Consider the following 25,334-nt stretch of genomic DNA (forward strand, 5'->3'; position numbering starts at 1 on the left):
CTGGGGTTTAGCGGGTGGACGGGGTGGCGCTTGGGTTGCGGTTGAAGCCGCCGGTGGGGAGGTTGCCCTGGCGGACGGTGCGGGCGGTCAGGGAGCCGTCCGTGGTCTCGCCGCTGACGATCACCTGCTGGCCTGTCTTGAGGTCGGCGGCGGTGCCCTTGTCGGTGATCTCGATCGAGGTGTCGCCGGTGAGCTTCACCGTGACGTCGCCGTTCTGGGTCTTCACGACGAGCTGCGACTGGTTCGCCGAGACGACCGTGCCGATCGCGGCACTCCCCTGCCCACCACCCGGCTGACCCTGTCCTTGTCCTTGACCCTGGCCGCGGAAGCCGCCGTACCCCCCGGCGCCGCGTCCCGCCTGCGGGGTGGTCGTCGGACTGTCCGAGGCGAAGGCCGCGTGCAGCCCGGCGCCTCCGGCCAGGCCGATCGCGAGTACGACGATGCCGGCCAGGACGGCGGTTGCCGCGGGCAAGTTCACGGTCTTCTTCGGCTTCAGCGCCGTGTCCAGCTCCTGGTCGTTGCCGAGCTGGGCGAACTCGTCGGGCGTCTGCCGGTCGGCGTTCTCGTGGTGCGGCGTGGTCATGCCTGGAACCTCTCTGGGAAGGGTCTTACTCGTGGCGGAGCGCGTCGATCGGACGGAGTCCAGCGGCGCGGTGGGCGGGCATGCTGCCGAAGAACAACCCGACCGCGGCGGAGACGCCGAAGGCCAGCGCGATCGACGACGGGACGAGAACGGGCTGGACACCGGCCAGCTGGAACCGGCTGACGATCAGGGCCGCGGCGACCCCGACCGCGCCGCCGAGCAGGCTCAGCAGGGTCGCCTCGATCAGGAACTGGCCGAGGATCGCGCGACGGCGGGCCCCGAGCGCCTTGCGGATGCCGATCTCCCGGGTCCGCTCGGTGACGGTGACCAGCATGATGTTGGTGACGCCGATGCCGCCGACGATCAGGCTGATCGCGGCCACCGTCGCCAGCAGCGCGGTGAACGTCGCGGCGGTGTCCTGGCTGGTCTGCAGGATCTGCGCGGAGTTCGTGATCCGGTACGGCGAGGTCTGGGTGGCGGGCACCTGGTGCCTGGCGGCGAGGAGTTGCGTCACCTCGGCCTGGGCGGTGTCCACCTTGTCCTTGTCGGCCGCCTGCACCACGATCTGGTTCAGCGCGCCGTACCCGGCCTGGGTCGCCCGGAGCGTGCTGATCGGCACGATTGCGGTCGCGTTCGGATCGGAGAACCCGGTGCTGTCCTTGCTCGCGAGCACCCCCAGTACTGCGAAGTCGACCGCGCCGAGCTTGATCGTCTGGCCGACCGCGCTCGTCGGTCGCCCGAACAGCTCGGTGGCTGCCGTCTGCCCGAGCAGAACAACCCGCTGCGAGGTGTCCACGTCCTGCTGGGTGAACGAGCGCCCGGTGCCGAGCGGCGTGTTTGTCGCAGGCATGTACTCCGGCGTCGTGCCGATCACCTGGTTGATGGTGTAGCTGGTGTCGCCGTTGGTCGCAGTACCGGAGCTCGTCATCACCGGTGCGACTGCGGCCACGTCGGGGGCCAGGCGGTTGTCGGTCAGGGCGGAGGCGTCGGACATCGTCAGGCTGTACTGCTGCGCCGACGGGCCTGCCTGGCCGCGGGCGAAGCCGCCACCGCCGCCGGTGGTCGAAACTATCAGCAGGTTGGTGCCCATGGCCTCCAGCCGGTCCTGCACGGCCTTGCCCGAGCCGTTGCCGACAGCAACCAGCACGATGACCGCGCCGACACCGATGGCGACGCCGAGCACGGTGAGCAGTGAGCGCAGCTTGTTGGCGCCGAGACCGCGCAAGGCGGCCCCGAACAGGTCGCGGGGTGACATCAGCCGGTCACCTCGTCGGCGACGATCCGGCCGTCGGAGACCCGGATCAGCCGGCGGGCGCGCCGGGCCACCTCGGTCTCGTGCGTGATCACCACGACGGTGCGGCCCTCGGCGTTCAACTGGTCGAACATGCCGAGCACCTCGTCGGTCGAGTGCGCGTCCAGGTTGCCGGTCGGTTCGTCCGCGAGCAGGATCCGCGGACCGGTGGCCAGCGCGCGGGCGATCGCCACCCGCTGCTGCTGACCGCCCGACAACTGGTTCGGCCGATGGTCCGCACGATCAGCCAGCCCGACCAGTTCGAGCGCGCGACGAGCCCGCTTGCGTCGGTCCGACCGGCGCAGGTGCGCGTAGGTGAGCGGCAGTTCGACGTTGGCCAGGGCGCTGGTCCGCGGGATCAGGTTGAACGACTGGAAGATGAAGCCGATCTTGCGGCCGCGGACGAGCGCCTGCTGGTCCTCCGTCAGCCGGGCCACGTCGGTGCCGTCCAGCCGGTACTCGCCCCGGCTCGGCACGTCGAGACAGCCGAGGATGTTCATCAGGGTCGACTTGCCGGAGCCGGACGACCCCATCACCGCGACGTACTCGCCGGCGTCCACCCGCAGGGACACCCCGCGGAGGGCGTGTACCGCGGTCTCGCCCGCGCCGTACGTCTTGGTGACGTCCCGGATCTCGATCAGGGCGTCAGCGGCCACGGTTGGCCCCCGCGCCCGTCCCCGCACCGGTGCCGGCTCCTGGGAACTGGCCGGGTTGGAACTGTCCGGCCCTGCCCTGGCCCGTGCCTGCTCCCGTTCCACCTGCGGCACCGATGACACCTTGGAGCAGTTCGATCCGGTCGCCTTCGTTCAGTCCCGAGGTGATCTGGGTGAAGCTGTCGCCCCGTACTCCGATCTGGACCTCGCGGGTGCCGCCGCCGTCGGCCATTGTCACGGTGTGGGTGGTCCCACTCGTCACGATCCCGGTGCTCGGCACGTACAGCGCGTTCGCCGCCTTCGCCGTCTGTACCGCGACGTTGGCGGTCTGCCCGATCCGCGCGCTCGCCGGGACCTTCGCGAGGGTGAAGGTCGCCGAGTAGGAGACCACGCCGTTCGTGGTGGTCGGAATCGGCGACACCGACGTGAGGGTCGCGGTGAGGTTGGTGCCGGGCTCGGCGTTGAGGGTGACGGTCGCGGCCTGCTTGGCCTTGATCTTGACCGCGTCGGCCTCCGGGAACGCAGCGACCACCTGCAGGGTCTTGAGGTCGGCGATGTCGACGAAGCCGCTGCTGGAGGCGGTGCTCGTCGAGCCGGTCGAGCCGCCGCTCGCAGTACTGGTGCCTTGGCCGGTCGAGCCGGACGTCGTGCCCGTGCTGCTGGAACCGTTGCCGGTGACCGAACCGACCGAGCCGTTGATCGCGGTGATCGTCCCCGCGATGGGCGCCTTCAAGGTGGTTGCCTCGACGTCGGCCTGGGCGGCCTCGAGGTTCTGGTCGGCCTGCTCCTTGTCGGCCTTCGCCCGGGCCAGGCTCGCCTTCGCGTTCGTCACCGCGACCTCGGGGCTCTGGCCCTGGTTCTGTGTCTGACTCTGCGTCTGTTGGCCGGTGGTGGGCGTCGGCGTCGGGCTGGCCGCAGCAGCCTCGGCCTCGTCGGCCGCTTCCTCCGCGTCGTCGAGCGTCTCCGCGGCGGCCGTGACCGAGTTCGCCGCCGCGATCTGGTTCTGCTCGGCGATCCGTACTTCGCGTTCCGCCGCGGCCGGGTCGATCCTCGCGATCGCCGCGCCCTTGGCGACAACCTGGCCCACCTTCACCAGCACCGCCGTCACGGTGCCGGAGGTCGCGAACTGCGGGGACGCGGTCTGCGAACTCTGCAGCGTGCCACTCGAACTGACGCTCGCGGTCACCTCCCCACGAGCCACCGCGACGGTCGGGCGCGTCGTACCGGCGGCCTGCGAGTCGCTGCGGAAGAAAAGGAGGTAGGCGGTCGTTGCAATAGCCAGTACGACGGCTACCAGGGCCACATTGAGCAAGCTGAGACCACGGAGTCTGTGGCGTGGGAGGACCATGAGCGCAGACGCTAGGGACCTTTGCTGAGGAATGGGTCCCGGCTTCCTGGCAACTGGCTGTGAAGTCGGGCTACCGCTTTCGCTGTGGTTTGCGACACACAGTGATTTGTGAACACCTGATGACAGCGGGTGACGACGGTGCTGTCAGGTGCGTACCTTGAGCTCGGGCATGCCAAAATGGGAATGATCCGGGTCGGCCGACCGTTGGCACGGATGACGAATCTCGGAGGTTTGACATGTCTAATCGCGTTCTGCGTGGTTCGGGGCTGGGTGGGGTCAGCTTCGAGGATGACCGCGGCGTGGAGTTCGCGCCGCGCCAGATGATCACTTACGACTGCCCGCGCGGCCATGTGGTCGAGGTCACCATGGCGCACGACGCCGAGGTGCCCGCGGTCTGGGAATGCCCTCACTGCGGCAGCGAGGCCGCCCGTTCGACCGGTGAGAAGCCGGAGCCGAAGCAGGAGAAGCCGGCTCGCACGCACTGGGACATGCTGCGTGAGCGTCGCAGCATCTCCGAGCTGGAGGAGCTGCTCGCGGAGCGAGTCCAGTTGCTGAGGTCCGGTGAGATCGGACCGGCGCACCTGCACCGCACCCGCGCCACCGGCAAGCGCAGCGCCTGATCAAGACCCAGAACGGGCCGTCCCCGCAGCAGCGGTGACGGCCCGTTCAACATGTCCGGGTAGCAGCGGCCGGCTCTATGGCTTGGGTCGGTCCTTGGGCTGATCCTTGGGGCCGTCGTCGGGGTCGATGACCTCGCCCTGGACGATGTCGTCGTTGGTCCGGCGGGCGTTCTCTGCCTGCTCGGCCGTCGGCGGACGATACGTGCCCGGCATGAAGCCGGTGATCGGGTTGCCTCCGAGCTGGCTGACGATCCGCCGGCCGAGGAACGCGGACAGCACCTTGCGGGCCAGCGGCCGGGTGAAGGGCAGCACGAAGAAGAACCCGAAGATGTCCGTGACGAACCCGGGCGTCAGCAGCAGCGTGCCGCCCACCAGGATCAGCGCCGCGTCGGCGAGCTCCTTGCCCGGCATCCGGCCGGTCTGCGTCGACGTACGGAGCGCGTTCCAGGCCCGGCGGCCCTCGCGCTTGATCAGCCAGGCGCCGAGCGCGCTCTCGATGAGCAGCAAGCCGACCGTCGGCCAGCCGCCGATCACCTGACCGATCTGGATGATCACGTAGATCTCGACGATCGGGACGACCAGCAGTAGGACCGCGACGAACCAGGGCATCTCAGCCTCCCTTGTTGGCAGCAGTCTTGCCGGTGAACAGGCCACGGACCTGGGCGGCCCGGTACGCGAGCCCCCAGCGGCCGACCCGCACCATCGCCTCGATCACGATCGACTGCGACATCTTCGACTGACCGCGCTCCCGCTCGACGAACGTGATCGGTACTTCGACCACTTTGAAGCCGGCCTTGATCGCCCGCAAGGCGAGATCGACCTGGAAGCAGTACCCGGCCGAGGCGACCTCGTCCAGGCCGATGCCTTCCAGGGTCTCCCGCCGGAACGCGCGGTACCCGCCGGTGGCGTCCTGCAGCGGGATGCCCAGCGCGAGGCGGGTGTAGATGTTGCCGCCGCGGCTGAGGATCTCCCGCGACTTCGGCCAGTTCTGCACCTCGCCGCCCTTGACGTAGCGCGAGCCAAGCACCAGGTCGGCATCACGGAGCGCGCCCAGCAGCCGGGGTAGTTGCTCGGGCTGGTGCGAGCCGTCGGCGTCGTGCTCCACGAGCACGCCATACCCGTTGTCGAGGCCCCAGCGGAAGCCGGCGATGTAGGCGGCGCCCAGGCCCTCCTTGCCGAGCCGGTGCAGCACCTGCACGTTGTCGTCGTTCGCGGCCAGCTTGTCGGCCAGGTCGCCGGTGCCGTCGGGCGAGTTGTCGTCCGCGATCAGCACGTGCGCCTCGGGCACCGCGTCGCGGACCCGCGCCACGATGGGCTCGATGTTCTCGGCCTCGTTGTACGTCGGGATGATGACCAGGATCCGGCCGAGCTCGCCGAAGCCCTGCTCGGCGGATCCGTCGGGCGTACTCACGTTGCTGGCTCTCCTAGCTCCGGCGCCCACACTGGCACCGGGGTCCGGTGTCCCGGCCAGGGAAGTCAGGCCGGGACTTTTTCGCGGCTGGGCGTCGACGCCGGCGGGGTCTCCGGGCCGTCGCGGCGCCGGCGTCGCGCGAACAACGCCAGCACTGCCCCCATGATCCCCAGGCCGGTCAAGATCCACTGCGGCCAGCCGCCGAGGGTGGTGGCCAGCGTCTTGGCATCGCGGACCGGGACCTGGGCGACATACACGTCGGGCACGAACTGCGACGACTTGTGCTCCACCTTGCCGTCCGGCTGGATCACGCCGGAGATGCCGCTGGTCGAGGCGATCAGCACGGTCCGGCCGGTCTCGATCGCGCGCATCCGGGTGATCGCGAACTGCTGCTCCGGCTGACCGGTGCCGCCGTACGTCGCGTTGTTCGTCTGCACCACCAGGATCTGGGCGCCGCCCTTCATCACGTCCGCCACGACGCCGTCGTACGCGACCTCGAAGCAGATCACGTCGCCGTAGGTGACGCCGTTGATCGGCAGCACGCCGGGGGTCTTGCCGGGCGCCGTCTGGCGGCCGACCATCTCCAGCCGCTTGATATAGGGCAGCAACTGGTCGCGGAACGGGATGTACTCGCCGAAGGGCACCGGGTGCCGCTTGGCGTACCGCTGGCCCGCACCCTTGACGGGATCCCAGACGATGCCGGTGGTCTGGCGCTCGTTCGGTCCGGGACCCTCGAGCACCGCGCCGACCAGGATCGGCACGTTGACCGCCTTGACGGCCTCCTCGATGTCCTGCCGGGTCTCGGCGTCCTTGTAGGGATCGATGTCGGTCGAGTTCTCCGGCCAGATCACGACGTCCGGCTTCAACTGGGTCCCGGCCTCCACCTGCTTCTGCAGGTCGAGCGTCGCGGTCAGGTGGTTGCGGGTGACCGTGCGGGCGCGGCCGAGGAACTCCAGCCCCTTGCCCGGGACGTTGCCCTGCACCATCGCCGCGGTGACGTCCTTGCCGTTCCCCTCGGTGGACAGCGAGATCAGCGAAGCGCCGCCGAAGATCGCGATCGCGCCGACCAGCGCGACCGCCCGCAGGCCGAGCCCGCTCTTGCGCCGCAGTACGGCGTAGAGGAGGACACCGATGAGGGCGACGGCGAAGCTGAGGCCGGGGATGCCTACCAGTGAGGCGAGCTTGCCGAGCGGCGAGTCGGCGAAGGCCCAGGCGAGCCGCCCCCACGGGAATCCGCCGAACGGCACCGAGGCGGTGGCGAACTCCGTGGCCACCCAGAGGCAGGGCACCCAGAGGATCCAGAGCTTGTGCTTCAGCGTCTGGCTCGCGAACATCCCGAAGACGCCGTAGAAGAGGCCCTCGAGGATCGCCAGCGCGATGGCCGCGTCCCCGCCGATGATGCTCAGCCACGGGACCAGCACCGCGTAGTACGTGATGCCGAAGCCGGAACCGATCAGGAAGCCGGCTTTCATCGAGACGCCGTTCAGCGCGGCGAGCAGCAGCGGTACGGCGAGGAAGGCGAGCCACGGGTGGTCGTGGGGCTCGAAGGCCAGGCCGAGCAGAGCACCGGCGCCGACGGCCACGATCAGCCTCGGCAGGATCCGACCCAACGCCTTCAGCCGCTCCACTCAGGTACCCCCTCGCCTCACCGTGCCGGCACACACCGGTCGCACGACGGTACAACGTACGACGGACCGGGATGTATCCGGTCAGTAGCCGTGAGGTGCACGACAGGAGATACGAGACCGAACGGGCCTCATCAGCGTAGCGGGGGCTTGGTAAACGTAGTGGTCGCTCCGGCTCAGGTCCCGTGCTGAGGTCGGGCGTTGTTCGGGGAAGAGGAAAGAGGCTCGGCGCTCCTTCGGACCAACCGGGGACCCGCTGGTTGCGAGCCCGTCGGCTGTTGTCTACTGGGCGCCGAGCCTCTTCCACCTCTGCCCCGCGGGGGGCTAACCACCAGCGATCTCAGCCCCCGTCGACTCAGGCCTGGCACTGGCCTGGTCAGCGTCGCGGGATCATCCGGTGGCCGAACTTCTTGTATCCGTTGAAGAAACGGGATATGACGACTCCCAAAACCATGCTCGTTCGCAGGCGTGGTGTCAACCTCTCCGAGGGCTCCTTCAAGCCGTTGTAACACTTTTGCCCGGCCTGCCAGGCTCAACGCCGCTCAATGACCCGGGGTCACGTTACAGAGCCGTCTCGGCACTCGCCGTGTTCGTTACCCAGGGCAACTAACCGTCACCGACAGCGAATCGTCATCCAGCTGGTACGACGACGGTGCCGGTGGCCCGGGTGATCTCCAGCGGCTCGGCCAGCACCTCGGCCGCGGACTCCGACAAGTCCGTCCGGCCCCGGCAGACGACGGTCGCGACGAACTCGATCTCGCGGCTGCGGTTGCCCACCCGGGTGATCGTTGCCTTCGTCTCCACCACGTCGCCGGCCCGCAACGGCTGCAGGAACTGCACGTCCGAGTAGGAAGCGAAAAGACCTTCATCTCCGTCGGCCTGGATGCACACCTCGGTCGCGACGTCGCCGAACAGGCCGAGCACGTACGCCCCGTCGACCAGGTTCCCCGCGTAGTGCGCGTGGCTGTAGGGCACGTAGCGGCGGTGCGTCACGGTCAGGCCGATCGTTGCCTTGGTCATCGACGTGGTCATGCGGTTCTCCGGCTCGGGGTGTGCTTGCGACGGGTGACGAGGGCATCGACCAGGTAGCTGGCCACCTCGCCGGGCGTGGTACCGCGGCCGAAGACCCGGTCCACCCCGAGCTCGCCGGCCATCGCCTCGGTGAAACGGGGGCCGCCGGCAACCAGTACCGGCCGGGTGTCCTCGGAGTACGCCTCGCGGAACGCGGCCGACATCTCCTTGGTGTTCAGCACGTGCGCCTCCCGCTGGGTGACCACCTGCGAGACCAGGATCGCGTCCGCCTTCTCCGCCCTGGCCCGCCGGACCAGCTCCGGTACGGCGACCTGGGCGCCGAGGTTGACCACCTTCAGCTCCCGGTAGTACTCCAGGCCCTTCTCCCCCGCGAATCCCTTGATGTTCATGATCGCGTCGATCCCGACGGTGTGCGCGTCGGTCCCGATGCAGGCGCCCACCACGGTCAGCCGGCGGCGCAGACCCTTGCGGATGGCAAGGTTCGCGTCCTTAGGCGACAGCAGCGGGTAGTCCCGCTCGATCACCTCCACCTTGCTCGTGTCGACCAGGTGGTTCACCGGTCCGTAGACGACGAAGAAGGTGAAGTCCGGACCCATCGGCTTGGCGTGCACGACGAGCGCCGGGTCCATCCCCATCTTGTTCGCGAGCTGGATCGCCGCGCCCTCGGCCCGCTTGTCGTGCGGGACCGGCAGCGTGAACGACATCTGCACCATCCCGTCCCCAGTGGTGTCGCCATACGGCCTGATGATGCTCACTGCGCCTCCTCGAGCAGCTCGATCGCGGGGTTGTAGTACACCGGGGAGCGGCGGGCGACGCCGTCGAGACCACGCCCGGCGTCCTGCGGGCGCTTCATCAGGCCGAAGGTGCCGTCGCCGATCGCGTTCAGCAGGCCGTCGTCGACGATCCTGTCCAGCAGGTCGATCGACTCGGCGAGCACCTGCCGGGCCCGGTTGGCGATGAAGCCGTCCGGCGCCGGGTGGAAGTCCTCGTGAAGGTTGCCGGCGGCACCCAAGACGTAGCGCACGTTCTGCAGCGCCAGGTCGCGGTCGGAGATCCACGGCGTCACCACGGCCTCGGTCATCATGCCGACCAGCAGGATGCCCTGCCCCGTCATCGCCCCGGCCAGGTTGAAGAATCCGTCCAGCAAATAGCCGCGGAACACGTCGCCGGTCATGTGCCGGGTCGGTGGCATCCACTTCAGCGGCGCGTCCGGGAACAGCTGCCGGGCCAGCATCGCGTGCGCCAGTTCGAGCCGGAACGAGTCCGGGATCTCCGGGGTGATCTCGAAGGCGTGCCCGAGGCCGAGCTGCCAGTCCTCGAGCCCCGCCTCCTTCGCGAAGTACTCGTTCAACAACTGCGACACCGTCACCGTGTGCGCGGCCTCGACCGCGTCCGCGGTGGTCAGGTAGTTGTCCTCGCCGGTGTTGATGATGATCCCGGCGCGGGCGTGGATCTGCCGGCTGAATCGCTGGTCCACGAAGGTCCGGATCGGGTTGATGTCGCGGAAGAGGATCCCGTACATCGAGTCGTTCAGCATCATGTCCAGCCGCTGCAGCCCGGCCAGCGTCGCGATCTCCGGCATGCACAACCCGGAGGCGTAGTTGGTCAGCCGGATGTAGCGGCCGAGCTCACGGGACGACTCGTCCAGCGCGGCCCGCATCAGCCGGAAGTTCTCCTGCGTCGCGTAGGTGCCCGCGAAGCCCTCCCGCGTCGCCCCTTCGGGCACGTAGTCGAGCAACGACTGCCCGGTCGAGCGGATCACCGCGATGATGTCGGCGCCCGCGCGAGCAGCCGCCTGCGCCTGCGGGATGTCCTCGTAGATGTCGCCGGTGGCAACGATCAGGTAGATCCACGGCCGCTGGTCCGGATCACCGTGCTTCTTGATCATCCGGTCGCGTTCACGACGCCGCCCGTCGACCTTCCTGAGTCCGGCCGCCGCAGCCTTCCGAGCCGCCGCCCGAGCCCGTACCGCGTCGCGCCCCTCCGGCAGGCGGAACGTCACCGAACCCGTGGCCGCCTTCTGCGCGAGCACCGACAGGTCCTCGGCCTCACCGCGGACCAGCGCGTCCCAGACCGGCAGAGCCAGCCCGTGCTCCAGACCGACATCGGCCCGCACGGTGTCCGCGAGCCGGTTCACCCACGGGATGCCCTCGGTGTCGGCGCCGGCGAGCCCGGCCAACCGCAGTACGGCGCGTTCGACCGAGACGGTGGTGTGCTGCTTGGCGATGTTCACGATCGGCCGCCCGGCCTTGCGCGCCAGGCTGCGGGCCTTGCGCACGGTGACCGGGTCGAGGTCGAGCTTCTTCACTGCACGGGTCACGAGGACCATCCTTCGGAGTCGTACACGATGCGGCCGCCGACCACGGTCCGCCGACAGTCAGGCACGGGTGCCTCATCGCTCAGGTCGGGCAGTACGGGGACGCCTGCCCGCGGATCTGTCGACCAGGCCGCCACGCGCTGGTCGGGCGTCTGCACGACGAGTTCCGCGTCGCTCTCCCAGACCGCGTACGTCGCTGCCGTACCGGGTGCGAGTACTCCGGCGTCGTCGATCCCGGCGGCTCGCCAGCCACCGCGGGTGTGTGCCGCGAAGGCCGCCCGCACGGTGATCCGCTGGGACTCCTCGTGGTGGAACGCGGCCGCGCGAACAGCCTCCCAGCCACCGAGCTCCGTCACCGGCGAGTCCGACCCGAAGGCCAGCACCACCCCGGAGCGAGCCAGTGAGCCGAACGGGTTCATCCCTGCCCAGCGGTCGCCCACGCGTTCGGCATACATGTCGCTCGGGCCGCCCCAGAGCCGGTCGAACATCGGCTGGACGCTCGCGACGACGCCGCACCGGGCCAACGTGGCGATCGCCGCGTCGTCGACCATCTCCACGTGCTCCAGCCGGTGGCGCGCGGCAACGAGAGCCTGTACGCCGACCTTCTCGGCGGCGAGCTCGAAGCCCCGGGCGATGTTGTCGAGGGCGGCGTCGCCGATGCAGTGGAATCCCGCCTGGACTCCTCGTTCGGTGCACGCGACGACGTGCTCGGCGATCTGCTCCGCCGTGAGGTACGCGTGCCCGCGGTGGTCCGGCCGGTCGGCGTACGGGTCGCGGAGCGCGGCGGTGCGTGAGCCGAGAGCGCCGTCGGCGTTGAGGTCTCCGGCCAGTCCGGCGAGGCCGAATTCGTCGATGCGGTCGAACATGCCGGGCTCACCCCAGTACAAGGTGGCGGCCAGACCGGCTTCCTCGGCGGCCTGGCGAACCAGCGGCAGCTCCCACACCGGGCCGATGTGCGGCGCGGCCATCTCGTGGAAAGCGCCGATGCCGCGCTCGGCCATCGACTTCACCGCTGCGCGCGCGTCCTGCAGCCGCTGATCCGGTCCGACGAGTTCGCCGAGCGCGTCCCGTACGGCGTGGTTGGCGGCCCGCTCGACGCGGCCACTGGCGTCGTACCCGGCTTGCGCGCTGAGGTTCTCGACCGCGGCGGCGAGGGAGGACGAGATGACGCCAGAGTGACCGTCGACACGCGAGAGGTAGACGCGACGGCCGTCGGCAGCACGGTCCAACTCCTCACTCGTGGGCGGACGACCTTCGGGCCACCTGGTCTCGTCCCAGCCCTGGCCGTCGATGATCTCGTCCGGTCCGAGAGTTTTCGCGAAGGCGGCCAGTCGGTCCAGGGCTTCCGCCAGGCTGGTCGCGCCGGCGAGGTCGAGGCCGGTGAGCAGGGCGCCGGTTTGCGCGGTGTGCACGTGGGCGTCGACGAAGGCGGGTGTGACGAGCTTGCCGTGCAGGTCGATCACCTCGTCCGCGCCGTTCGCGTAGGAGGCCGCGCTGCTGTCGTCGCCGAGCCAGGTGACCACGCCGTCGTCGAACGCGATCGCGGTCGCGTGGGGATCGGCGGGTGAGTAGACGGAACCGTTCGTCAGAAGTGTGCGCACAGGCCTAATCCTGCCCCTCGGCCTTCAGCCTGCCCTCGAAGAGGTTGCGCACACCGGGCTCGGACCGCAACAGGTCGATCGCGTAGTCCGCGTGACCGGGCACATATCCGTTGCCTACAAGCATTGTGACGTCCGCGGCCAGCCCCTCGGCGCCGAGTGCGGCGGCCGAGAACGAGGTCGCCATCGAGAAGAAGATCACTGTGCCGCCGGCCGCCGTCGACAGTACTGCGCCGTGCTCGCAGCCTGGCACGTCGACACAGACGACGGTGATGTCCGCCGGTCCCCCGGCCTCCTCCACAGCCTTCGCCAGAGCGACCGGATCACGAGCATCAGCGAGCGCGACGACGTCCGCCAGACCCGCGGCGGCGAGGCGATCCGCCTCGGCCCGAACCGGCACGATGCCGATGGTCCGGGCTGCCCCCGCACGACGCGCCGCCGCGAGCGACAGCGACCCGCTTTTACCTGCGCCGCCAATAACTGACACGACAGGCTTTATGTCTTTGTCGACATACTGCTGTACTACGCGAGCGGTCAGCGCGGGCGCTCCGCACACGTCCATCACCGCGAGCGAGAGCTCGGGAACCAGGTCGTCCGGGAGCTTGGCAACGATCGATCGCGCGAAGAGGATCGCGTGTCCGGCGGTCGGGACCTGCTCGCCGCGCCCGTCCCAGTCGGCCAGGCCGTCGGTGATCTGCAGTGGCGTCAAAGTCAGCGACACCAGCGTCGCCACCCGGTCACCCTTCTGTACTCCGAGGGGCGACTCGGGGCCGACCTCGGCGACGACGCCGACGAGCATGCCGCCCGAGCCGGTGACCGGGTTCTGCATCTTGCCCCGCGTCCGGACGATCTCGAGCACGGCCGCTCGCACCGCGTCACCGTCTCCCCCGTGCGCCTCGGCCAACTGCCGGTACGACGCCGCGTCCAGGTTGAGCCGCTCGACCGAGATCCGCACCTCGTCCGGCCACAGCTCGGCCCGCGCGTCCAGCCGCTGGGCCGCCTGCGGCAACACGCCGGCGGGCTCGATCACACGGTGCAGTCCTACCGGCGAACCGGGGGTGTCCGACACGGGGCCTCCTTGGGGCAAATGTGGCCAGACTTCGGTTGAGCCGGGCAAAATACTACTGTGGCTGATACAGAGAGGAAATCTTGCGGTGTTCTAATGGATCTACCATAAGTTCTATCGCTATCCTCACATGAGACCGACGCCGTAGTGGAGCCCCCTGGAGGACTCGTGACCGATCTGATCAGCCCGGAGCTTGCAGCTGCCGAACTGAACGGGCAGCCGTACGCCTATACCCGGGCCGAACTGGTCGAGCCTGACTGGACCCGGATTCCCGGCTTCAAAGACGTGACCGCCGAGGAATGGCGATCCGCCCAGTGGCAGCGCTCGCACTGCGTGAAGAACGTCAAGCAGTTGCGCGACGTGATGGGCCACCTGCTCGAGGAGCGCGTCTACGAGGACCTGGCCCGCGACCAGGCCGAGCGCGCGACCATGTCCATGCTGTTGCCCCCGCAGATGCTCAACACCATCGTTCCCAACGATGACTACGCGGGGACCTTCACCGAGGCGTTCTACGCCGATCCGGTTCGCCGCTACATGCTGCCGATGTTCAGTGACCGCCGCGCTGACTGGCCGTCGCATCCCCACGCGACGAGGGACTCCCTGCATGAGCACGAGATGTGGGCCACGGAGGGGTTGACCCACCGGTACCCGACCAAGGTCTTGGCGGAGATCCTGCCGACGTGCCCGCAGTACTGCGGCCACTGCACGCGGATGGACCTGGTCGGGAACTCGACGCCGGTGATCGAGAAGCTGAAGTTCACGATCAAGCCGCAGCAGCGCCTCGACGACATGCTCGACTACCTGCGCCGTACGCCGGGTGTCCGCGACGTGGTGGTGTCCGGTGGCGACGTGGCGAACATGCCCTGGCCGCGACTGGAGTCGTTCCTCACCAGCCTGCTGGAGATCGAGAACATCCGCGACATCCGGCTGGCCACCAAGGCCCTGATGGGGATGCCGCAGCACTGGCTCGCCGACGACGTCCGCGCGGGTGTCGAGCGAGTCGCCCAGCTCGGCCGCAAGCGCGGCGTGATGATCGCGATGCACACGCACGTGAACGCGGCCCAGTCGGTCACGCCGCTGGTGGCCGAGGCGACCAAGGCGATGTTCGAGGCCGGCCTCCGCGACGTGCGCAACCAGGGCGTCCTGATGCGCGGCGTCAACGACTCCGTGCCGCAGCTGCTCGACCTGTGCTTCGCGCTGCTCGACGGCGCCACCATCACGCCGTACTACTTCTACATGTGCGACATGATCCCGTTCTCCGAGCACTGGCGGGTCTCGGTCAAGGAGGCGCAGCACCTGCAGCACGGCATCCTCGGCTACCTCCCCGGCTTCGCGACCCCCCGCATCGTCTGCGACGTTCCGTACGTCGGGAAGCGCTGGGTGCACCAGCTGTCGGAGTACGACGAGGTCCGTGGCATCTCGTACTGGAAGAAGAACTACCGCACCGGCATCGAGCGGCAGGACCCCCAGGCCCTGAACCGCACCTACGAGTACTACGACCCGATCGACACCCTCCCGACGGAGGGCCAGAACTGGTGGAAGCAGCACGCCGGCGACTCCCTCGCCGAAGCCGAGAAGCGCGCGGCCGCCTCCCGCAACGCCGCCGAGTCCCAGAAACTGCTGCACATCAGCTGAGGGTTTCCCGCTAGTGCCCCTCACCCGGAATCCGCACGTCAGCTCCGGTGTTCAGGTGCGTGCATCGCAAGGCGGAGCGAAGGACTCGAAGCTTTTCCATCTTGTTCTTTGCTCCAACGCCGCGAGGCGCGTGCCTGGGCGCCGGAGATAACGTGCGGATTGCGGGTGAGGGGCACTAGTGTCGTCGCACAGGGGACGGCGGCGCTGGCGGGGAGTGGGTCCAATGGGGTGGTACAGCGTCAGGTGTGTGTTCCGGCTCGACGAGGGGCGGGACGCTGATTCGGCGTACGAGGAACGGGTCACGCTGTGGCGGGCCGACGACTTCGACTCCGCGATCGAGCTGGCCGAGCGGGAGGCACTCGAGTACATCGAGGACACCGACTGGGCGTACCTCGGCCTGGCGCAGTGCTTCTTCCTCGGCGACGACGTGGACAAGATCGTGCCGGGCATCGAGGTGTTCTCACTGATCCGCGACAGCGACCTCACACCGGAGGAGTACCTCGACGAGTTCTTCGACACCGGGACCGAGCACCAGCGCCACAGCTCCCCGCCTGACTAGAGTCCTGCCGGTGATCGACCACCTAGCCGCCACCAGGGCGTCGTACGACGCTGTCGCCGCCGACTACGCCGAACTGTTCAAGGACCAGTTGCCGGGGCATCCGTGGGAGAAGGCTCTGGTCACCGTGTTCGCCGACCTGGTGCGGGCCGACGGCAACCTTCGGGTGGCCGACCTCGGGTGCGGGCCGGGGCGCGTGAGCGACTACCTGGCATCGCTCGGGCTCGATACCGTAGGCGTCGATCTGTCACCGCGGATGATCGAGATCGCTCGCCGGAGCTACCCGTCGCTGCGGTTCGAGGTCGGGTCCGTCACTGCGCTGGACCTGCCGGACGGGCAACTGGGCGGCGTGATCGCCTGGTTCTCGATCTTCCACACGCCGGCCGACGAACTGCCGACAGTGTTCGGGGAGTTCCATCGCGTCCTTGCGCCCGGTGGTCAGCTGCTCGTCGCCACCCACTCGGGCGACGGTCTGGAAGCGCCGGAGCAGGCCTACGGGCACCCGGTCTCGTACGAGCTGCATCTGCTGCCGCTCCCCCGCCTGTCAGCACTGCTGGCTGCAGCGGGCTTCACGCTCACGGCCGAGATGCACCAGCCGTACCCCGCCAAGCCCGGCCGGTCCGTCAGCATCTTGGTGGCGCAGAAGGACTAGAGGTGCTCAGCCAGGGCGTTGGTGACGCTCCGGCTGAGCGATGCAGCGGTGGTTATGGATGGTGGGGACACCTAGTCGGGGCCTCGGACAGGCTATTTCTTGTCCGAGGCCCCCGTTTCATGTCCGCGGTCCCGGCATGGTGTTCGGACCCGCCACCGGCGCTGCGCGGAGCAGCCACCTGGACGGGCGTGACGGTTAGTGGGTACCCCGGACCGCCAGCACTCACCAACCACACACGAAACTCGGGCGCGCCGCTTGGCGACGCCGCGTCTGTGAGCTAGCGGCGAGGTTGCTGAGTGGTGGCGGTCCGCCGAATCACCAACTAGAGCGCCGGCGGGCGCCGCTCGTACGGCGTACTGAGGACGATCGTGGTCGTGGTGGAGACGTTCGCGCGGGCGCGGATCACGGCGAGCAGGTTCTCCAGGGCAGCCGGGGTGGCGACCCGGACGATCAGGATGTAGCTGGAGTCGCCGGCCACGGAGTAGCAGGACTCGATCTCGGGGACGTCCCGCAGCCGCTCGGGTGAGTCGTCCGGCTGGGACGGGTCGATCGGGCGGATCGAGATCAGCGCGGTCAGCGGCAGGTCGAGCGCGGTGTGGTCGATGGTTGCCGCGTACCCCAGGATGACGCCCCGCTGCTCCAGCCGCTTGACCCGCTGGTGCACCGCCGACGTGGACAGCCCGGTCGCCTTGCCCAGGTCGGTGAAGCTCATCCGCCCGTCAGACGCCAGCAACGCCACGATCCTGCGATCCAGATCCTCCATTCCGCAGACCCTACTCTGGGAAACCCTTCCCAAGCATTCATCCACCCGCCGCTGGACACCGCCGAGGAAGGCGCTCCCACACCACCCACCCTCCAGTCACCGGATGCGTAGGGGTGAGACGGAGGAGGTGCGTGGGAATGGTCGGTGGGTTGTGAAAGCATCGCGGCATGGGTGAGACGAGGTCCGCTGCCGGGCAGCGGTTGATGTTGCTGGATACGGCTTCGCTGTACTTCCGGGCGTTCTTCGGGGTGCCGGACACGATGAAGGCCGCCGACGGGACGCCGACCAACGCGATCCGGGGGTTGCTGGACTTCATCGCGCGGCTGGTGGAGAACCACCGGCCGACCCACCTGGTGGCCTGCTGGGACGACAACTGGCGGCCGTCGTGGCGGGTCGCGCTGATCCCGTCGTACAAGGCGCAGCGGGTGGAGTTCGTCACCTCCGGCGGCGACCAGGTGGAGGATGTGCCCGACCGCCTCGAGGTCCAGGTGCCCTACATCCGGGCCGCGCTGGAGGCGCTCGGCATCGCGATCGTGGGCGCCGCTGACCACGAGGCCGACGACGTGATCGGCACGTTGTCGCACCGCTCGAAGATGCCGGTCGACGTGGTCACCGGCGACCGCGACCTGTTCCAGCTGATCGACGACTCCCGCGACATCCGCATCGTCTACACCGCGGCGAAGGGCGTCGGCCGGGCCGATGTGCTCGACGAGAAGGCGCTGCTGGCGAAGTACGAGATCCCCGCCAGCCGGTACGCCGACTACGCCACCCTGCGCGGCGACGCCTCCGACGGGCTCCCCGGGGTGAAGGGCATCGGCGAGAAGACCGCCGCCTCGCTGATCACGACGTACGGCGACCTCGACGCGATCCGCGCCGCCGCGGCCGACCCCGGTACGCCGATGTCGCCGGCGGTGAAACGCAAGATCATCGAGGCGAGCGACTACCTCGACGTGGCCCCCAAGGTGGTCGCCGTGGCGACGGACGCGCCGGTCGGCACCTTCGACGCGACCCTGCCGACCGAGGTGGCGGACCCGGAGCGGTGGCTCGACCTGGTCGAGCTGCTCGAGCTCGGCGGCAGCGCCCAGCGAGTGATGGCCGCGCTCGAACTCGGCCCGAAGAACCAGGCATGACCGATCCCGGGATCGCCGGGATCCTCCCTGCCTGGATGTTCCGGCAGACGGATCTGCTCGCCGAAGTGGAAGGAAACGCGTGACCAGCACCCTCGAACTCGCCCAGCGCTACGGCACCGAGATCATCCAACTGCGCCGAGCCCTGCACCGGGTCCCCGAGTACGACCTCGACCTGCCGAAGACCCAGGGCCTGATCCTCGAAGCCCTGGAGGGCCTCGACCTGGAGATCACTCTGGGCAAGGAGCTCTCGTCGGTGACCGCCGTACTGCGGGGCGGTGGCGGACCTGGTCCGGTCGTGCTGCTGCGCGGCGACATGGACGCGTTGCCGGTGACCGAGCGGGTCGACGTGCCGTTCGCGTCGACGCATCCGGGGCTGATGCATGCCTGCGGCCACGATCTGCACGTCGCGGGACTGGTCGGCGCGGTGAAGATCCTGCACGACCTGCGCGACCAACTCGCCGGTGACGTGGTGTTCATGTTCCAGCCGGGCGAGGAGACCACCGGCGGCGCGCCGATCATGATTCGCGAGGGCCTCCTGGAGGCCGCGGGTCGCCGGGTCGACTCGGCGTACTGCCTGCACGTGCAGTCGGCGGGTGATCCGCTCGGTGTCTGGAGCAGCAAGGCCGGGCCGCTGATGGCCGCTGCGGACCAGTTGAGCGTGCGGGTCGTCGGCGCCGGGGCGCACGGCTCCGAGCCTTACCGCGGCAAGGACCCGATCCCCGTCCTATGCGAGATGGTGGTCGCGCTGCAGACGATGGTGACCCGGCAGTTCGACGTCTTCGACCCGGTGGTGCTCACGGTCGGCCGGATCTCCGGCGGCACGAAGGAGAACATCATCCCGGACGACGCGTTCTTCGACGCGACCGTGCGGATGTTCTCCGCCGAGTCCCGCGCCCGGATGCAGGAGGCGAGCGTCCGGCTGATCGAGAACCTGGCCGCCGCGCACGGGCTGACCGCCGAGGCCGACTACCGCGTCGGCTATCCGGTGACGGTCAACGACGAGACCGAGTACCTGTTCGCCCGGCAGGCGATCGTCGACCTGTTCGGCACCGAGCGGTTCCGTGAGCGCGCGCACGCGGAGTGCGGTGCGGAGGACATGTCGTACGTGCTGAACGAGGTGCCCGGCGCCTACGTCAACCTCAGCGCGTGCGGTGCCGCCGACTCGGAGAACGCGGCCGACAACCACTCCCCGCTCGCCGACTTCGACGACTCCGTCCTCCCGGACGCGTCCGCTCTGCTCGCCGAGCTCGCCGTACGCCGCCTGGCGCGTGGCTGATCTCCGCAGCAAGCTAAGCGTGGACGACAAGGGCGAGGCCGGGCCGATCCTGTGGGACGTCGGGGTCGGCCAGGTGGAGCTGGATCAGGTGGACGGAGCGCCTCTCGCGTTCCGGCATCCGCGACGGCCGACCACGCCCTGGCTCCTGCAGGAGGGCGCCGATCGCTGGCACACCGTGCTGCATCGTTGGGGTCGGGGTTTCGTCATCACGGATCACGGCACGTTCCGATGGGGCGCGCCCGACTCCGTCCATGAAGGCGAGGTCGGGCTAACGACGCACACGAAGCTCGGAGACAGTCTCGAGCTGGTGGTCACCCGACGCGGCGGTGCGGCGCTGGCCGAGACCTACGAGCTGTGGAATCGCGGGGCGGCGCCGATCGAAGTTCGCAGCCTGGCGATCTCCACCCCGTGGCGCGACGTCTACGACTCAGCGCAGGACAGCCTCGAACGTGCCTGCCACGCCCACATCTGGACCGGCGGATCCTGGGCCTGGGTGCTGGCCGAACCGATGGACGGCCTCGGACCTGTACTGGGGTTGACGCTGCGCGAGGGTGCCCTGTGGTCGTACTCGGTCGAGTCGCGCAATCCCGATACCGGCTCGAACATCCGCGGCCACCTCATGCTTCAACCCACCGACCACGCTCGGAACCCGACAGCCAACGGCGGCCAGCCCGTGTACTCCGTGCCGCCCGGCGAGGCGCTGTCGTGGAGTTGGACAGTCGGCTTCCACGAAGACCGCGCGGCCTTCCTCGCGACGACCGATCCCCCGATCTCCTTCGACAGCTACAGCGCCGGCCCCGACGAGACCATTACCGGCGTCCTCCAACGGCCCGCCACGGTCGCCATTGACGGAGTGCCGGTCGCCACGGACGGGAACGCAGTACGACTCGAACGATCGCGTGCGGGGACGGCGTTCGTCGACGTGGTCGAAGAGAGTCGTCGCACAGCGCGGGCGATGGTGCTCTTCACCGACGGTCTCGAGGCGATTGTCCGTCGTCGGGTCGGGGTGCTCCTGGCCGCGCATCGCGATCAGCAGGCCGACGGGCTGCGACGGTTCGCATTCCTGCCGGTCGACAGCAGTACCGGGCTGACCATGCACTCGCCCGACTGGCCGGACTGGACGGACGGCGCCGAGCGAGTCGGTATGGCGGTCCTGGTCCAGCAGGCCCGCAGACTCGACTGGGTCGACGCCGAAGAGTCTGCCGCCGCGCTCGACGGCTACGCCCGCTTCGCGAGGACCCATCTGATCGAGGCGGACGGCACAGTCCTCCGCGGCAGCGTCGGCGCCCATAACGGATCCCGGCTCTACAACTACCCGTGGCTGGCGCACTTCTTCGCCGATCACGCGGTGATGTTCGGCCGGTCCGAAGACCTCGACCTCGCCGTACGGATCCTGCATCGCCTGGCCGAGCGAGGCGGCACCCACTTCCTCGCGATCGGCTGGGCCGAGGCCGCGGGCCGGGTCGCCGAACTCTGCAGACAAGCCGGGGACGACGCCTTGGCGGACCAGGTGGAGCAGCCGTTGCGCGACTCGGCCGACTGGTTCGTCAGCCAGGGCGTGGAGTTGGCCGCGCACGAGGTGAACTACGAGCAGACGATCGTGTCCCCGCTCGTCACACTGCTCGCCCTCTACGGCCGACCAAACGACGAGGAGCACCGCACGGCACTCGAGAACGCCGTCCGCTGGTTGATGGCCTTCGGCGGGCCGCAGCCGCACATCCGGCTCAACTCGGTGCCGATCCGGCACTGGGACGGCTACTGGTTCGGCCGGGAGAAGCTCTGGGGCGATGTCTTCCCGCACTACTGGAGCGTCGTGACCGCGACGGCGTTGTCGGCCCTGCCCGACTGGGCGATCACCGATGCGTCGACCGAGCAGGTACGACGGATCTGGGACGCCTCGCTCACCGACTTCGCCGCAGCAGACTTTCCGACCTGCGCCTATGTCTTCCCCAGTTGTATCGACGGCCGCCCGGCGGACCGCCCCGACCCACTCTCGAACGACCAGGACTGGGCTCTCGCGCTCCGGCTCCGCTCCCTCCCGACGACGCCCTGATCCCGCCTAGCCGTCGATCAAGCTCACGGCCCCTCTCTGGCGGGCACTGGAGCTTGCGTAGGCGGTGAGCCCGAGGCCGGCCAGAGTGACCGCCGCGGCGGCTAGGTAGATGGCGCGAGCGCCCAGACCCGGCCAGTCAAAAACGAGACTTAGCGGCCGAGGCCGGCGTCGCGGGCCCGGATGATGGCTTCGGCGCGGTCGGCGACGTGCAGTTTGGCGAAGATGTTCGAGACGTTGTTGCGGACGGTCTTGGGTGAGAGGAACAGCTCGGAAGCGATCTGGGCGTTCGAGCGGCCGGCCGCGACCAGTGCGAGCACCTCCCGCTCCCGGCTGGTGAGCTGCGGGAACACGCTCTGCTCGGTCGCCACCGGCGCGGCGGCGAAGAACTCCGCCACCCGCCGCGCCACCGCCGGCCCGAAGATCGCCTCGCCCTGGGCGACCGCGGTGATCGCGCGCACGATCTCCGCCTGGTTGGCGCCCTTCAGCAGATAGCCGCGAGCCCCCGCTCGCATCGCGGCGAACAGCGTCTGGTCCTCCTCGGCCATCGTCAGCACGACGACGCCGACGTGCGGGCTGTCGGCAGTGATCCGCCGCGTCGCCTCGATCCCGTCCAGCTCCGGCATCTGCACGTCCATCACCACGACATCCGGCTGCAACTCCGCGGCCCGCCGGACGGCTTCGAGTCCGTCGGCGGCCGTCCCGACCACCTCGACGCCGTCGAGCGATCCCAGCAGCGCGGCCAGACCGTCCCGATAGACCGGGTGGTCGTCGACCAGCATCACCCGCACCGCCTCAGACATGCGCGACCTCCGGTACCGCGTCGAGCGGCAACCGGACCCGTACGACGGTGCCGCCCTCCGCCGGACAGGTGACACTACAGACTCCCCCGAGCTCAGCGGCCCGCTCCCGCAGCGACAACATCCCCACGCCGGCCACGACGTCCTCGCCGATCCCGACGCCATCGTCCGTCACGGTCACCTCCAGCGCGGGACCGTCTGCCAGCCGCAAGGTGATGTCGCACCGCGAAGCAGCCGCGTGCCGAGCCACGTTCGTCAACGCCTCCGAGGCGATCCTGTACGCCGCTACTTCGACGCCTGCGGGTAATGCACCCGGCGAGCCATCCACGGAGACCTGAAGACCGCCGAGGCGGAACCGCTCGGCCTGCTGCTCGATCGCCCGCACCAGTCCGAGCTCGTCCAGCGCAGGCGGCCGCAGGTCGTGCACGAGCCGCCGGACATCGGCCAAGGCGGCAGCCACCTCGGTGGTCGCCTGTTCGAGCATCGCGTCGGCCTTCTCAGGAGCAGATCCGGCCAAGTTGCGCGCGGTCTCGATCCGCAGTGCCACCGCACCGAGGCTCGGCCCGAGGCTGTCGTGCAGGTCTCGCCTGATCCGGCGGCGCTCCTCCTCGCGAGCAGCCACCAAGCGACTGCGGCCGCGCTGCAGTTCGGTGGTCAGCTCACTCGCATGAGCCGCGGCGGCTGCCTGCCTGACCAGATCACCCAGCAGCCGTTGGTCCCGCTCGGACAAGGCCGTTCCATCGCCCGGGCAGATCACCAGCCTGCCGACAGACGAACCCCGATAGCCGACTGGCAAGGAGATTGTCTGGCCGGACTGGCGGCCGTGCTCGACGATCGCCAGCTGTCCGCTCGACCGCTCGATCTCCACTCGCACATAGGGCAGCCGGAACGCCTCGGCCAAGGTCCGAGCCACCGCGCGCAGTTGCTCGTCGGGATCGGCCGCCGACTCGAGCCTCTCGGCCAGCGCCGACACGGTCGCGTAGGGATCGTCCCGGGACCCGCGAACCAGTCGCCGTACCGCTCGCCACAGACGACTCCGAAGCGGCGCATAGATCACCGCGACGAAAGCGATCGCAGCCAGCGCCGCGTCCCGCTCCCCCAGCACACCACCGGCCACCGCGAATACTGCGAGATCCACCGCCACCACGAGGAGCGCGAGGACGCCGTACAGGAAGGTTGCTGAGAGCAACCGGTCGACGGCGTACAGGCGGTGTTTGGTGACGGCGATGACGACCGCCGCCGAGGTGAGGGCGATGGCGAGGCCGAAGAGCAGATTCGAGACGACCGGTGGGTTCTCCAGCGGTATGAGGAGCACGAACATGTCCACCAGAGCGGCCCACATCAACCAGCGGATCTGCGCGCGGCGATCGGCCGACGCCGCGCGGTACCGGTGCACGGTGACCGCGAACGGGACGACCAGGCTCACGACCACCGCCGCATAGGCGACGGCCAGCACCGGCTGCCACACCTCGTACGGGAGGTTGATGCTGAACGGGTCCAGTGCGAGGTCGGCGATCTCCGGCGGCAGCGCGGCGTCGTGGTACCGCGTCATGACCTCCATCGGAACCACGATCAGCACCAGCGGCAGGAGAGCCGTCAGCGCCAGGCTCACGATCGACAGCCAGCGCCAGAACCGCGCGGTCACCAGCCGGCCGTCGGGGAACAGCAGGATGAGCAAGGGCAGGCCGAGCAGCAACACGGCGCCGAAGCGGGAGTAGAACCAGTACGCCGCTGCGGCGCCGGGCAGTCCTGGGTTCGTATAGATCGCGTACGCCGCCCAGCTGGACGCGAAGCCGTCCACGATCCACAGCAGGCCGGAGATCGTCAGGATCCAAGCAATCGGGTGCCGAGGCAGTCTGTTGAGCAGTAGAAGGCCTGGGATCGTCTGGGCGAGTCCCGAGAGCACTGCGGCCCAGCCTGAGTCCAGCTCGGCTGCTTCCGGCACCCCGCCGCGGTTGCGCAGGTCCAGCACCACGGTCGCAGCAGAGATCAGCAGCGCGGCCGTCGCCAGCGCCACCGGCACCCATCCCGCGCGTGTGGACCAGCGCGGCTCCCCCACCTCGGTCACCGTTGCATTGTCACCCAGGTCCTGTCCCGCCGTCGCGGGTCAGTTGTCCCGGATCCGGACGGGACAACTTCGGGCATTCACGGAGGACCGGCGGCCCTGCCGCCCGGGTCGCACCGGCGCCGAGAGTTCTGGTCAGGGGCACGGCGTGTGCTCCAGGGGAGGAAGGAACCGTCATGACCGAAACACCGGCGCGGGCCAGGACCGACGTCGCCCTGACCGCCGACCCGGAGGCTGGGTTCTCGAACGCAGCGCTCCCGGGGTCCGGAGTACTGCGCTCCGGCGCGGCCGAGCTCACGAGGATCCGCCGGCTCGGGCTCGGGCTGACCGCCGGCACGCTGGCCTGGGCGGCGAGCATCTTCGCGTTCGCCACCGTGAACGAAGGCGTGCAGGAGCGGATCGGCGATCTGACCGGGCTCGCGTTCCAGCTCGGGCTGTTCTGCCTGCTGGCGATCCAGTTCCGGACCAGGGCCACCGGGTTGTCGCGGCCGGCGGTCGCCATGCTCAAGGTCGAGGCCGTGGTCCTCGGACTGGCGAGCATCTGGTCGCTGCTGCACGGAGTACTGCCCGGGAGCCTGCAGGACGCCACCTGGCTGATGGTGCTCGACTTCTGCTGGCCGCTGTCGATGCTCGGGATGATGGTGATCGGCATCAAGCTCGCGATCACCGGACGCTGGCGGGGTCTGCTGCGCTGGTGGCCGCTGATCGCCGAGAGCTGGGTGTTCGTGACGATCCCCGCGATGGTGATCTTCGGCGACGCCGCGAGCCGGTGGGTCGGCGGCGGCCACCTGTTGATCGGCTACGCCACGCTCGGCGTTCTGCTCGCCCTCAAGCCGGAGCTCGTCACGCCGAAGGACTGAGAG

The 25,334-nt window shown here is 69.2% G+C and carries 23 protein-coding genes; 8 read left to right on the top strand and 15 right to left on the bottom strand.

Translation table 11 applies throughout. The features are described 5' to 3' along the window. Window positions 1–7: 7 nt before the first annotated feature. From EV648_RS32880 to EV648_RS32895, 4 genes are read right to left on the bottom strand one after another with little or no spacing between them, the layout of a single operon-like run. Window positions 8–583, bottom strand: coding sequence for a DUF5666 domain-containing protein (locus tag EV648_RS32880; protein WP_132299007.1), 576 nt, complete (start codon window positions 581–583; stop codon window positions 8–10). Window positions 584–608: 25 nt separating this feature from the next. Then, window positions 609–1,838 (bottom strand): ABC transporter permease, encoded by a 1,230-nt coding sequence (locus EV648_RS32885; protein WP_132299008.1) that lies wholly within the window; start codon window positions 1,836–1,838, stop codon window positions 609–611. Continuing rightward, a complete protein-coding gene (locus EV648_RS32890; protein WP_132299009.1) occupies window positions 1,838–2,530 on the bottom strand; it encodes an ABC transporter ATP-binding protein in 693 nt (230 codons plus the stop codon). The genes EV648_RS32885 and EV648_RS32890 overlap by 1 nt, the downstream gene beginning before the upstream one ends. Beyond that, window positions 2,520–3,830: an efflux RND transporter periplasmic adaptor subunit gene (locus EV648_RS32895; RefSeq protein WP_158294127.1), complete on the bottom strand. Its 1,311-nt coding sequence runs from the start codon at window positions 3,828–3,830 to the stop codon at window positions 2,520–2,522. Before EV648_RS32895 ends, EV648_RS32890 begins: the two co-directional genes overlap by 11 nt. Window positions 3,831–4,111: 281 nt before the next feature. Here EV648_RS32895 and EV648_RS32900 point away from each other — a divergent pair, with 281 nt between their 5' ends. Further along, window positions 4,112–4,495 carry an RNA polymerase-binding protein RbpA gene (locus EV648_RS32900; protein WP_132299011.1) on the top strand — a complete coding sequence of 128 codons (384 nt, stop codon included), beginning with the start codon at window positions 4,112–4,114 and terminating at the stop codon, window positions 4,493–4,495. 75 nt (window positions 4,496–4,570) lie between these two features. Here EV648_RS32900 and EV648_RS32905 read toward each other — a convergent pair whose 3' ends face one another. The 8 genes from EV648_RS32905 to EV648_RS32940 all read right to left on the bottom strand — a co-directional run bounded on the left by EV648_RS32905 (window position 4,571) and on the right by EV648_RS32940 (window position 13,547). Next, a complete protein-coding gene (locus tag EV648_RS32905; protein WP_132299012.1) occupies window positions 4,571–5,104 on the bottom strand; it encodes an FxsA family protein in 534 nt (177 codons plus the stop codon). Window position 5,105: 1 nt separating this feature from the next. Next, window positions 5,106–5,906, bottom strand: a complete 801-nt coding sequence (locus EV648_RS32910) for a polyprenol monophosphomannose synthase (protein WP_132299013.1) — start codon at window positions 5,904–5,906, stop codon at window positions 5,106–5,108. Window positions 5,907–5,971: 65 nt separating this feature from the next. Further along, a complete protein-coding gene (gene lnt / locus EV648_RS32915) occupies window positions 5,972–7,534 on the bottom strand; it encodes an apolipoprotein N-acyltransferase (RefSeq protein ID WP_132299014.1) in 1,563 nt (520 codons plus the stop codon). A 627-nt stretch (window positions 7,535–8,161) separates the two neighbouring features. Continuing rightward, window positions 8,162–8,563, bottom strand: coding sequence for a hotdog domain-containing protein (locus EV648_RS32920; RefSeq protein WP_241995826.1), 402 nt, complete (start codon window positions 8,561–8,563; stop codon window positions 8,162–8,164). Then, window positions 8,560–9,318, bottom strand: coding sequence for an OAM dimerization domain-containing protein (locus EV648_RS32925; protein WP_132299015.1), 759 nt, complete (start codon window positions 9,316–9,318; stop codon window positions 8,560–8,562). The genes EV648_RS32920 and EV648_RS32925 overlap by 4 nt, the downstream gene beginning before the upstream one ends. Beyond that, window positions 9,315–10,883, bottom strand: a complete 1,569-nt coding sequence (locus EV648_RS32930; protein WP_132299016.1) for a lysine 5,6-aminomutase subunit alpha — start codon at window positions 10,881–10,883, stop codon at window positions 9,315–9,317. Before EV648_RS32930 ends, EV648_RS32925 begins: the two co-directional genes overlap by 4 nt. Beyond that, entirely contained in the window at window positions 10,880–12,481 is a 1,602-nt protein-coding gene (locus tag EV648_RS32935; protein ID WP_132299017.1) for an amidohydrolase, read from the bottom strand. The genes EV648_RS32930 and EV648_RS32935 overlap by 4 nt, the downstream gene beginning before the upstream one ends. 4 nt (window positions 12,482–12,485) lie before the next feature. Next, window positions 12,486–13,547 (bottom strand): L-erythro-3,5-diaminohexanoate dehydrogenase, encoded by a 1,062-nt coding sequence (locus tag EV648_RS32940; protein WP_132299018.1) that lies wholly within the window; start codon window positions 13,545–13,547, stop codon window positions 12,486–12,488. Window positions 13,548–13,712: 165 nt separating this feature from the next. On the opposite strand from EV648_RS32940, the gene EV648_RS32945 reads away from it, so the two are divergent. From EV648_RS32945 to EV648_RS32955, 3 genes are all read left to right on the top strand, one after another. After that, on the top strand, window positions 13,713–15,179 hold the full coding sequence (locus tag EV648_RS32945) for a KamA family radical SAM protein (protein ID WP_132299019.1): 1,467 nt from the start codon (window positions 13,713–13,715) through the stop codon (window positions 15,177–15,179). A gap of 223 nt (window positions 15,180–15,402) precedes the next feature. Further along, window positions 15,403–15,738, top strand: a complete 336-nt coding sequence (locus tag EV648_RS32950) for a DUF4288 domain-containing protein (protein ID WP_132299020.1) — start codon at window positions 15,403–15,405, stop codon at window positions 15,736–15,738. A 10-nt stretch (window positions 15,739–15,748) separates the two neighbouring features. Then, entirely contained in the window at window positions 15,749–16,387 is a 639-nt protein-coding gene (locus tag EV648_RS32955; RefSeq protein ID WP_132299021.1) for a bifunctional 2-polyprenyl-6-hydroxyphenol methylase/3-demethylubiquinol 3-O-methyltransferase UbiG, read from the top strand. A gap of 322 nt (window positions 16,388–16,709) precedes the next feature. On the opposite strand, the gene EV648_RS32960 is transcribed toward EV648_RS32955, so the two are convergent. After that, complete coding sequence (locus EV648_RS32960) at window positions 16,710–17,150, bottom strand: Lrp/AsnC family transcriptional regulator (protein WP_132192114.1); 441 nt, start codon at window positions 17,148–17,150, stop codon at window positions 16,710–16,712. Between the two features lie 203 nt (window positions 17,151–17,353). Between EV648_RS32960 and EV648_RS32965 the strand changes: the two genes are divergently transcribed. The 3 genes from EV648_RS32965 to EV648_RS32975 all read left to right on the top strand — a co-directional run bounded on the left by EV648_RS32965 (window position 17,354) and on the right by EV648_RS32975 (window position 21,609). Further along, window positions 17,354–18,280: a 5'-3' exonuclease H3TH domain-containing protein gene (locus EV648_RS32965; RefSeq protein WP_132299126.1), complete on the top strand. Its 927-nt coding sequence runs from the start codon at window positions 17,354–17,356 to the stop codon at window positions 18,278–18,280. A gap of 79 nt (window positions 18,281–18,359) precedes the next feature. Further along, on the top strand, window positions 18,360–19,556 hold the full coding sequence (locus EV648_RS32970) for a M20 family metallopeptidase (protein WP_132299022.1): 1,197 nt from the start codon (window positions 18,360–18,362) through the stop codon (window positions 19,554–19,556). Beyond that, window positions 19,549–21,609, top strand: coding sequence for a hypothetical protein (locus EV648_RS32975; protein WP_132299023.1), 2,061 nt, complete (start codon window positions 19,549–19,551; stop codon window positions 21,607–21,609). Before EV648_RS32970 ends, EV648_RS32975 begins: the two co-directional genes overlap by 8 nt. A 149-nt stretch (window positions 21,610–21,758) precedes the next feature. Here EV648_RS32975 and EV648_RS32980 read toward each other — a convergent pair whose 3' ends face one another. Beyond that, a complete protein-coding gene (locus tag EV648_RS32980; protein WP_132299024.1) occupies window positions 21,759–22,409 on the bottom strand; it encodes a response regulator transcription factor in 651 nt (216 codons plus the stop codon). Continuing rightward, window positions 22,402–24,474, bottom strand: a complete 2,073-nt coding sequence (locus EV648_RS32985) for a sensor histidine kinase (RefSeq protein ID WP_132299025.1) — start codon at window positions 24,472–24,474, stop codon at window positions 22,402–22,404. Before EV648_RS32985 ends, EV648_RS32980 begins: the two co-directional genes overlap by 8 nt. A 173-nt stretch (window positions 24,475–24,647) precedes the next feature. On the opposite strand from EV648_RS32985, the gene EV648_RS32990 reads away from it, so the two are divergent. Further along, entirely contained in the window at window positions 24,648–25,331 is a 684-nt protein-coding gene (locus EV648_RS32990; protein ID WP_132299026.1) for a hypothetical protein, read from the top strand. Window positions 25,332–25,334: the final 3 nt, after the last annotated feature.

This window comes from Kribbella sp. VKM Ac-2568 (assembly GCF_004345365.1).
GTDB lineage: Bacteria > Actinomycetota > Actinomycetes > Propionibacteriales > Kribbellaceae > Kribbella > Kribbella orskensis.